Source organism: Vagococcus sp. WN80Y (assembly GCF_059621045.1).
Window position 1 is genome coordinate 25104 of record NZ_JCAQHY010000132.1, and the last position, 10077, is coordinate 35180.

General features: G+C 38.4%; 8 protein-coding genes. 5 read left to right on the top strand and 3 right to left on the bottom strand.

The features are described 5' to 3' along the window. The first annotated feature begins 29 nt into the window (after positions 1-29). Positions 30-1034 carry an LLM class flavin-dependent oxidoreductase gene (locus AC5KOD_RS06940; protein WP_496913814.1) on the top strand — a complete coding sequence of 335 codons (1005 nt, stop codon included), beginning with the start codon at positions 30-32 and terminating at the stop codon, positions 1032-1034. Between the two features lie 74 nt (positions 1035-1108). Continuing rightward, positions 1109-1627, top strand: coding sequence for a YehS family protein (locus tag AC5KOD_RS06945; protein ID WP_496913815.1), 519 nt, complete (start codon positions 1109-1111; stop codon positions 1625-1627). A gap of 151 nt (positions 1628-1778) precedes the next feature. Here AC5KOD_RS06945 and AC5KOD_RS06950 read toward each other — a convergent pair whose 3' ends face one another. Next, positions 1779-2039 carry a hypothetical protein gene (locus AC5KOD_RS06950; RefSeq protein ID WP_496913816.1) on the bottom strand — a complete coding sequence of 87 codons (261 nt, stop codon included), beginning with the start codon at positions 2037-2039 and terminating at the stop codon, positions 1779-1781. 415 nt (positions 2040-2454) lie between these two features. On the opposite strand from AC5KOD_RS06950, the gene AC5KOD_RS06955 reads away from it, so the two are divergent. Together AC5KOD_RS06955 and AC5KOD_RS06960 are read left to right on the top strand one after the other, a co-directional pair. Further along, positions 2455-4362, top strand: coding sequence for an endonuclease MutS2 (locus AC5KOD_RS06955; RefSeq protein WP_496913817.1), 1908 nt, complete (start codon positions 2455-2457; stop codon positions 4360-4362). A gap of 279 nt (positions 4363-4641) precedes the next feature. After that, positions 4642-5658, top strand: coding sequence for a reverse transcriptase family protein (locus AC5KOD_RS06960; protein WP_496913818.1), 1017 nt, complete (start codon positions 4642-4644; stop codon positions 5656-5658). A gap of 58 nt (positions 5659-5716) precedes the next feature. On the opposite strand, the gene AC5KOD_RS06965 is transcribed toward AC5KOD_RS06960, so the two are convergent. Next, on the bottom strand, positions 5717-6862 hold the full coding sequence (locus tag AC5KOD_RS06965; RefSeq protein WP_496913819.1) for a pyridoxal phosphate-dependent aminotransferase: 1146 nt from the start codon (positions 6860-6862) through the stop codon (positions 5717-5719). 53 nt (positions 6863-6915) lie between these two features. Further along, on the bottom strand, positions 6916-8373 hold the full coding sequence (locus tag AC5KOD_RS06970) for an ABC transporter substrate-binding protein/permease (protein ID WP_496913820.1): 1458 nt from the start codon (positions 8371-8373) through the stop codon (positions 6916-6918). A 241-nt stretch (positions 8374-8614) separates the two neighbouring features. Here AC5KOD_RS06970 and AC5KOD_RS06975 point away from each other — a divergent pair, with 241 nt between their 5' ends. Continuing rightward, positions 8615-9697: an iron-containing alcohol dehydrogenase family protein gene (locus AC5KOD_RS06975; protein ID WP_496913821.1), complete on the top strand. Its 1083-nt coding sequence runs from the start codon at positions 8615-8617 to the stop codon at positions 9695-9697. The last annotated feature ends 380 nt before the right edge of the window (positions 9698-10077 follow it).

Sequence of the window (10077 nt, forward strand, 5' to 3'; positions counted from 1 at the left end):
GAAAAGAGTTACTGAAATAGGAGGGCAAAATGAAATTAAGTGTATTAGATCAATTACCAGTAACAAATGGAAATTCTGCAGTCGGTGCAGTAGAAAAGACGATTGAATTAGCTAAGCTTGCTGATGAGTTAGGGTATGAAAGAATTTGGTTTGCTGAGCATCATGGTGGTGCTAGTTATGCCAGTTCTGCTCCCGAAATTATTGCAGCCTATGTAGCGGCAGTCACTCAAAATATCCGCCTAGGAACTGGTGGAACTATGATGATGCACTATTCTCCATTGAAAATGGCGGAGGTATTCAAAACACTCAGCGCACTGGCTCCTGGCAGAATTGATTTTGGCGTTGGGCGTGCACCCGGAGGAGATCTGAAAGCGGCGAAAGCTTTGGCTTCGGGAAATGTAGTGAAACATGAGGACATGTATCAAAAATTGATGACCACGCTTGAGTTGATTCAAGATAAAAAGCCAGATGATGCGGTCTATCAGCAAACCTTGGCGTCGCCTATTAAAGTAACATTACCAGAAGCGTGGTTGTTAGGTTCAAGTGGGAATAGCGCGATGGAAGCTGGTCGAATGGGGGTTGGCTACTCGTTTGCTCAGTTTTTTATGGGAGGAATGACAAAGGAATTATTGATGATGTATCGAAATTTTTTTGAACCATCCTACTTTGCTGAAAAGCCGAAAATTAATGTGGCATATATGGCGACTGTTGCAGAGACGCAGGAAGAAGCTGACTATGAAGCAGGTCCCGTTGAAATTCATCGTTTAATGTTGGCCAAAGGGGGTCGGTTAGACTTTTTGACACCAGAAGAGGCCCAAGAGGTAAAACGTGGATTAACTGAGATGGATCGACTTAAATTAGCTGAAGATCGGAAAAAACGTCATCTGATCGGAACGCCTAAATTGATTGCAGATAAAATTAGCCAAGATGGTGAGTATTTTGGATTTGATGAAGCCATGATTGTCAGTATTACACATAGTCAAGAGAAGCGATTGCAAACCTATCAACTACTGGCAAAAGAATTACTTTCATAAGAGCCTAAATAAAGGTGCATTCTTTAGCTATTCATATTATACTGGAAAAGAGATAATTTAAGGTAGGTGCAAAAATGAATAACAACGATAAACTTGTAAGACTGAGGTACGCGCTAGATATTAAGGATGATGATTTAGTTAAAATTTTTGACTTGGGTGGATTAACCTTAACTAAAGCAGAAGTTGCACAATTTTTAACTCGAGTGCCAAATCCTGCAACTGAGGATGAAAAGTATCCAGAAAATATTTATGAAGTAGCTATTGATAATCGAACATTGGAAATTTTTTATAACGGATTGATTACGTTTAAACGTGGCAAACGCCCATTAAAACCTGGGGAAATAGAGAAGCCCGCTCCTTTAGGGATGACCCATCAGAATGGTAATAATACGATGCTGAAAAAACTTAAAATAGCATTAGCGTTAACGAGTGGTGATATGGTGGAGATAATTGGAAAAACAGGTTTGAAAGTGACTGAAAGTGAGTTAGGAGCTATCTTACGAAAAGAAGGCCACCGAAATTATCAAATGTGTGGCGATAATTTTGCTCGGAATTTTATTAAGGGCTTAGGATTAACCTATCGAAAGGATTAAAGGGCTTTGAGACTTGCAGCTCTAGTTGCCTAGAAGTTTAGGACAGCGTAGTAAAACATAGTGAGCTGACGTTTGTTTCACGTCAGTCATATAATATACTGAAACAGAAAAAGGGCTGTGACATGGATTTGTCACAGCCCTTAATGCTTTCTTATAATTGGACTTTAACTTGATTGACATTATTAACGAAGGATAAATCAAGAGAATGATCGTATTTTTCTGATTCATCTAATACTGAAAAATTTAGAATCAAGGTTGTACCTTCAATTGTCAAATCGAAAAAATCGACGCCTTCATAAACTGCTCGTTCAGAGTTATTTTGAATGACAATTAATTTACCTTCTTCTACATAAAGTTTAGAGGTTAAAATATCATTTTTAATACTAACAATCGAGGTATTTTTGTGGGCCATTAGCTATCACTCCTTTGGGCAAGTATATCATAAAAGAAGGAAATAGGAAAAAATAATTGACCTCTAAGAAGAAACATTGTATACTTTTGGTGAGTTAATATTTTGAATGAGTGTATGGAGTTAACCAATAAATAACGACATGGAGTGTTTTTTTGTGAGTGTGACAGTATCTAATTAGGTAATTAAAGACTGAATAAATGTTGTTTCAAGAGACGTTTATTTAGTGACCTCAAAAGATACTGAACTTACTCAAGAAAAAGAGCTATTTTTATAGTTTATTTGAGCTAGGGAATTTATCCTTAGCTCTTTTTTTATGGTTGACGTACACATTTAGAATAAAGTAGGTATCTTTAGACGGTAGATGAGATAGGCAAATTAATAAGCTTATCTAAAAACGGATAAAGGGAGAAAAGATATGATAATCGAAACAATCGAGAAAACACAATTTAATCATGTAATAGAAGAATTAAAACGATACGCTATTAGCTCTTATGGCAAGCAGCGAGTGGAGACTTTGAAGCCGAGTAGTAATTTGGCTTTAGTGAAAAATCGACTAAAAGAGACGGCAGAAGCGAAGAGCTTACTTTTAGCAAACTTGCATGTACCATTTATGGGACTGAGTAATATTGAGCATCTGACAAATCAGGTTGAAAAAGGGTTTATTCTAGAACCCAATGAATTAATCGATTATGCAGACTTTTTACGAAGTGGCCGACTAATTCAACAATTTATGGAGAAGAACAAAAGTATCTCCCCCTTATTGGCTGATTATAGCTTAGCTATTCAGACATTTACGACTGTTGAAGAGGAAATTTATCAAACGATTCGCAACAATCAGGTTGATACAGAAGCGAGTCGTGAGCTACGGAAAATTCGTCGCGGGATTCAAGAATGCGAACGAGAAGTTGAAGAAAAGCTCGGGAAATTTTTACGGAATAGTAGTAACAAAAGTAAGATTCAAGAGTTTATTATTGTTAAGAAAAACGAGCGCTTCACTATTCCAATCAAAGCGTCCTATAAAAATCAGGTGAATGGAACGATCGTCGAGTCGTCTAGTAAAGGGACAACTGTATTTATTGAGCCGACTGCTATTACGAAGTTGAATGATAAGCTTTACGGATTGAAGCTTGCTGAGAGTGCAGAGGTGTATCAGATTCAATCGGCTCTAACTGGGATGATTGCCGAACAAATGACCACTGTCAAGTTGAATATTGAAATCATTGCTGAGTATGATGTGATTTTTGCCCGCGGAAAATATAGTCGAGATCTTGGTGCGAGCGAGCCTAAAGTTAATAAGGATGGCTATATCCATTTTGTCAATGTTAAGCACACATTATTAGGCCAACAAGCCGTCCCTCTTAATTTAACATTAGGCAAAGACTATCAGGCTTTAACGATAACAGGACCGAATGCAGGTGGGAAAACTGTGGTATTGAAAACCCTAGGCTTGATTACTTTGCAAACTATGATCGGGATGCAGATTATTGCAGATGAAGAAACAGAAATAGCTCTCTACGATGAGATATTTGTGGATATCGGCGATCAGCAAAGTATTGAAAATGCGTTGAGTACTTTTTCAGGCCATATGGGGAATATTTCTTCAATTATGAAAGCAGCTAAAGCAAATAGTCTGATATTATTAGATGAATTAGGAAGTGGGACGGAGCCAAATGAAGGAGCAGCTTTGGCAATTGCTATTATGGAGGCTTTTTACCAAAAGGGCTGTACAGTTGTGACAACGACCCATTATGGCGAAATCAAACGTTTTTCGACTTTACATCCTGATTTTATCACAGCTGCGATGGCATTTGACGCTGCTACATTATCACCTCGTTATCAACTAATTATGGGAGAGACAGGAGAGAGTAATGCCTTTTGGATTGCTAATAAAATGGCTCTGGATAATCAGGTTGTTGAACAGGCACAAAGTTACTTAAATAGCCGTGACTATAAGTTGCAAAAACGTCAACCGAGACAAGTAGCACTGAATAAGGTTGCTCCTATTGAAGCCAAAGAAATCACCCCTTTAATGAAGGGCGATCGGGTTCTTTATTTAGAAACGAATGATACGGCAATTGTTTTTGAAGAAGACGACAAAAAACAATTGGTAACGATTCTTTTGAAAAAGGAATTAATAGAAGTACCTAAAAAAAGAGTGAAATTAGAGTTGCCAGCTAGCCAGTTGTATCCAGCGGACTACGATTTAGATAGTTTGTTTTCATCTTACGCTGACCGTAAAGAAAAGCGTGATCTTGAAAGAGGCTCTAAAAAAGCACATAAAAAATTACAAAAGGAAATGCGTGCACGACAGCAAGGAAGGTAGAAAGAATCTTTATAGCCCAAATTAGGTGTGTTATAATTTGAAGTAACCAATAGAGATCATAGCCTTTCTAGTTTTAGACTAGCGGGTTGGCGAGTCGCCAACCTGAAAATTCATTACGTGAAGATGTGCTTAATTTGGCACATCTAGACCGAAGTTCTTACAAGGTACTTCTGCACGCGTTAGGCGTGCTGTCGCCTGAGGCGCATAGTACCTTTCCATCACTTCGGAATCATTTTTTGTATGGTCTCTATTGGATTTTTTTGTAAACGGGGTGATTGGATGGGAGACTCTTCTATTTGGAAATATAATACATCGAAACAATCTCATGAGATGATCGTGTCTTTTGATTTATTTGCACCTTTCCATTGGTCTCAAGAGAAGCAGTTAGCGACGCTATACGCTATCTCCAATCATCTTGATGATTATTATCAACCTGTTACCTTAACTAAAAAAGATGGCAGTCCTAGACTTGTGTACGCCCCAAATCGGTTATTAAAACAGATTCAACGGAATATTTTGGCACAATTGCTTGAACAAAGAGAACTATCAGTTCATGCGACAGCTTATAAAAAAGGGGCAACCTTAGTGGAAAATGCGTCCCCCCATGTAGGGCAACTTCAAGTGTTAAAACTAGACATTGAGGATTTTTTTAACAGCATCCAATTTAGTCAAGTTATGGCGAGTGCTTTTCCAAGTATGTACTACCCGCCTGATGTGCAGTACTTACTGACAAATTTATGCTGTTACCGTGAGTCATTGCCGCAAGGTGCACCAACCTCAGCTACGATCTCTAATCTAGTTTTGAGGTCATTTGATGCGTATATTGGTCAGTGGTGTGACAAACAAAAAATTAATTATACTCGTTATTGCGATGATATGACCTTCTCAGGTGATTTTCAGCCTAGGAAAGTCATAAGTAAGATTCAGTCGTTTCTAGCTACCTATCAATTTGATTTAAATGAGGAAAAGACTAAGCTACTTAAATCTCATGACCGTCAATTAGTGACAGGGATCGTAGTAAATGAAAAGCTACAGGTATCTAGGTCTTATCGACGAGAATTAAAACAAGAGATTTATTACTGTCAAAAGTTCGGGGTAGTCTCTCATTTAATTCGTTATAAAAAATGGGAACAAGATGCAATTGATGAAATTGTTATTGAAAGTTATTTGCAATCGTTGCTCGGAAAGGTTATCTTTGTTTTACAAATTAATCCAGATGATCAGCTTTTTCATAAATTGAAAAGAAATTGTTTAGAGCTACAAGACATGCCGTTGTCGGCTCATTTTAACCTATAAAAAAAGCTGTCACAATCGCCTTATCTGGCGTGTGTGACAGCTTTTTTAGGTTAAAGGATCAGAAGACTAATTGTTCAATTCGATCAAAGGCTTCTTTAAGTTGGTTCAAATCTTGTGTAGCTGCTATCCGCACATAGTGCTTGCCAGATTCGCCAAAGGCTTCTCCAGGAATAACTAGGACTTGGGTTTCTTTCACTAATTTTTCTGTAAAAGGGACAGAGGTTAAACCGCTGTTTTCGATATTGACAAAAGCATAAATACTTCCTTTGACAGAAGGGAGAGAGAGGAAAGGAATCTTTTCAATCCGTTGTTGAATATATGCTAGACGTTTGGCAAAGAGTTCTTTTGTTTTCTCAGCTAACTGCTGATAGTGAGTCAGTGCATAGATACCCGCTTGTTGAGATAGGGTTGGGGCCGAGTAAGTCACACTTTCATTGATTTGCTTTAGCACTAGATTAACATGAGCAGGAGCGATCATATAGCCGATCCGCCATCCAGTCATGGCAAAGGTTTTAGAGAAACTGCTAAAGGTGATGGTGTGATTTGGAGCAAAAGTCGCCATCGGTGTGTAGTCCTGCTCATAGCAAAAGGCTTCATAAACCTCATCTGCTAGAATGACAATATCGTGCTTTTCTGCGAGCGCAGCAATCCCTTTTAGAGTATCGTTTGAAAAGACCGCTCCTGTTGGATTATTTGGTGAATTGATGATAACGGCCTTTGTTTTAGCAGTTATGGCCTTCTCTAAAAGAACTAAGTCTAGCTGGAAGTCATCTTTTTCATAGGTAGGTACAATTACTGGCTGTCCGCCAGCTAAATTAATTTGATCTTTATAAGGTGAAAAGTAAGGCTCATGAATAATAACCTCATCGCCAGGATTAAGGAGAGCTTGCATGGTTAAGTACATCCCGTGTAACGCACCAACGGTTCCTCTAACTTGGTCGATTTTAAAAGTCAATCCGTATTGCTTATCGTAAAAATCAACGACAGCCTGTAAAAATTCTTGGCTACCATCAGAAGCAGTGTAATGAGTATGGCCAGCTTTAGCATCGAGCATGCTAGCGTTGATAATCGCTTCATCAGTGGTGATGTCAGGATCTCCTAGTGATAGGTCGATTAAATTGGGGGTAGCTTTTGCCAGTGTTGCAATCTCCATTAAGAGATTTTGTTCTGGCTCTTGAAACTTTTTGGCAACTTCGATAAACATAAGTAATAAGCTTCCTTTCTTTTTTGGTAAATTTCACAGGACGTTATCTTGAGTTAAGCATCACTAGCGCTTAGTTTTTTCTCAAATAGACCAAGTAAACGAGAGAGACTAAAGGTTAAGACAAAATAGATTAATGACGCGATAACGATTGGCATAAAGGGTTTAAAGCTAGCCCCTTGCACGACACCTGATTGAAACATTAATTCTGAAACACCAATCACAGACATGACGGATGATTCTTTGATGATCGTCACAAATTCATTACCAAGAGCTGGTAAGATATTTTTAATTGCTTGCGGTAAAATGATAAATTGCATGGCTTGGCGTTGGTTCATGCCAAGACTACGAGAGGCCTCTATCTGTCCTTTAGGGACGCCATTTATGCCAGCGCGAATGATTTCTGCGACATAGGCTCCACTGTTAAGCGCCATAGCAACACAGCCTGAGACGATGGCGTTCAATTCAAGACCAATCACTGTTGAGCCGAAGTAAACTAAGAAGATTTGAACCAATAGTGGCGTGCCACGAACATATTCAATATAGGCGATAGCGATAAAACGCAATAATTTGTTTTTAGATAGTTTCAGGAGAGCTAACAGACCACCGACAAGAGAACCAAATAGAACTCCGATAAAGGCGATTAGAATGGTAAAGCCAGCTCCTTTTAAGTAGTAAGAGCCATATTTCTGTAAGAAACTTTCGTCACTGAACATCAGGTCATTAGCTTCCTTAATATAGCCTGGCATTAAATTTTGTTCATCGATTTCAGCCAGTGAAGCATTAATTTTTTCTTCTAGAACAGGAGCTTCTTTAGGCAAAGCGATGGCAGTTTCTTTGTTGCCATTCTCAAATTCTACCTCACTGGCAACTAAGTTTTTATCTTGTGACAAGTAGGCTTCACCCACTGGCCCTTCAAGAACTAAAGCATCAACTTTTTTATTTTGCAAACTTAAAATCATTTCGGGTACTTTTTGTAAAGAGGTTACCTTAGAGCCCACTAATTCAGTCTGAGCTAATTCTTCTTGGGTGGTTTGTTTTTGCGCCCCAACACCGACATTTTCGAAATCTGCTGTGGTTTTATATTTATCTGCATCTTCTTTACGGATGATGACCTTTTGTTGGACATACATGTAGGTATTAGAGAAATTAACTTCTTTTAGTCGTTCAGGTGTTGGCGACATACCTGAGATGATGATGTCAATTTTTCCTGTTTTTAGCGAACCAAGTAACGCATCGAATCCCAGTTCTTGAATAGTTAGCTCGACGCCCAAATCATCGGCTATTTTTTGTGCAATTGAAATATCGAAGCCGACAACTGTATCTTTGCCATTAACAGTTGCATGAAATTCATAAGGGGGATAGTCAGCAGAAAGACCGACAACGAGCTCGCCCTTTTTCTGAATAGTTTCATAATAAGTATCTTTCTCAGCGGCAAGAGTCGAGACTGAAGCCGTCAAGAGGATAAGTATCATGATAAAGGTCGATAGAATGATAGATAATTTCTTTTTCATAGAATGATTCTCCTTGTTTAAGTTAGTGTACTAAGAATTGGTTATAATAATGAATAAAAAGTCCTTTTAGTTATAAAATTGATTGTATCTTATTTTGTATAAATATTCAATAGGTATTTTTAAAATGAATAAAAAAACAGTCGAAAAAGAATGAAATTGGATGAGATAAGCGGTATAATGGAAATTAACACATGAAAGATTCTTTTTTTATGGAAATTGTGAAGGTGGAGGATTCAATCGTATGAATAAATATTTGAGTGTGAAAAGTGGCCCTCAAGAGTTTATCTGTGGGGGAGGAGTGTGGCAAAATCTAGAAGTTGAGCTGGGTAAACGTCAATTGAAGAAAGCGATGGTTTTACACGGCAAAGAATCTTGGGAAGTAGCAAAAAAACATTTTCCAGAGATGCAGTCAATTGAGTTACATTATTATCATTATCGGAATAAATGTACAGATGAGAATATAGCTCACTTTGAAGAATTGGCGCTTGCTGAAAAGGTTGATTGTATTATTGCAGTAGGTGGCGGTAAGGTATCTGATTTAGCAAAGGGTGTGGCATTTAAGCGATTATTACCAGTTATTATGTTGCCCACATTAGCCTCTACTTGTGCAGCGTATACGCCTTTGAGTGTTATTTATGATGAGCAGGGAAGCTTAAAGCGAATGGATTATTATAACCGTGGGATAGCGTTGACCTTAGTTGAGCCAGAGGTTATTTTGGATTCTCCAAAGGAGTTATTGGTTGCTGGTATTGGTGACACATTAGCTAAGTGGTATGAAGCAGATGCTATTATTGGGCATCGTAGAAATCTTCCGTTAGAGGTAGATATAGCTCATTTTGTGGCTAAAAAATGTCAGCATGTGCTACTGACAAAAGGACCAGAAGCAATTGAGGCTTTAGAAAAACAACAAATTAATAAGGCTTTTGTCGATGTGATTGAAACCATTATTATGGTGGCTGGAATGGTAGGTGGCTTCGGCGATGAATATGGCCGCTCATCTGGTGCTCATTCAATCCATGATGCGTTGACTTATATTCCGGCGTCGGCTGCGCAGCTTCACGGGAAAAAAGTGGCTTATGGGATTTTAGTCCAACTGATCATTCAAGATAAGTGGGAGGAATTAGAATCGCTCTTGCCATTTTACGAAGAGTTAGGCTTACCAACATCGCTTCATGAACTAGGCTTAGACCTGACTATTGAAGAGGTGGCACTGGTGAGTGAGAAGACAGCAGCAGTTGGCGAACCGATTCATTTCATGGCACAAGAAATTACGCCTGAAGTAGTGAGTGAAGCCATTTACGGTTTAGAAAAATTTCGCAATTAAAGAAGAAGCTGGGACATAAAGTCGTTTTGCTCCGAGTACTACGTAAACTTCGATACCTTAACTCTCTTCGATATCACTCATTTCTAAGGGCTAAAGCCCAAAGAATGATGGCTTGCAAGTTTAGTTGCTTAGAAGTTTAGGACAACGAAGTGAGCAGACTTTTAGAGCGCATTTGTCAGATAACATACGTGAAAACAAAGAAGAGGTTGGGACATAAGTAGATAATTAATCTGCTTTTATCCCCCCTTTTTTGCGTTAGGGTACACAAAAATAGCGTTCCTTGATATGATTAAAGTGACAAAACCCAATCAGAAAGGAGCGCTATTTATGTATCAAAATTATAACATGGATCAAGTTGTTTTATCACTAGACTTAGAGGT

Bases quoted from the DNA above. Each gene is read 5' to 3' on its own strand.
- AC5KOD_RS06975 (WP_496913821.1), top strand. From the start codon at position 8,615: ATGAATAAATATTTGAGTGTGAAAAGTGGCCCTCAAGAGTTTATCTGT.
- AC5KOD_RS06955 (WP_496913817.1), top strand. From the start codon at position 2,455: ATGATAATCGAAACAATCGAGAAAACACAATTTAATCATGTAATAGAA.
- AC5KOD_RS06960 (WP_496913818.1), top strand. From the start codon at position 4,642: ATGGGAGACTCTTCTATTTGGAAATATAATACATCGAAACAATCTCAT.
- AC5KOD_RS06970 (WP_496913820.1), bottom strand. From the start codon at position 8,373: ATGAAAAAGAAATTATCTATCATTCTATCGACCTTTATCATGATACTT.
- AC5KOD_RS06945 (WP_496913815.1), top strand. From the start codon at position 1,109: ATGAATAACAACGATAAACTTGTAAGACTGAGGTACGCGCTAGATATT.
- AC5KOD_RS06940 (WP_496913814.1), top strand. From the start codon at position 30: ATGAAATTAAGTGTATTAGATCAATTACCAGTAACAAATGGAAATTCT.
- AC5KOD_RS06965 (WP_496913819.1), bottom strand. From the start codon at position 6,862: ATGTTTATCGAAGTTGCCAAAAAGTTTCAAGAGCCAGAACAAAATCTC.
- AC5KOD_RS06950 (WP_496913816.1), bottom strand. From the start codon at position 2,039: ATGGCCCACAAAAATACCTCGATTGTTAGTATTAAAAATGATATTTTA.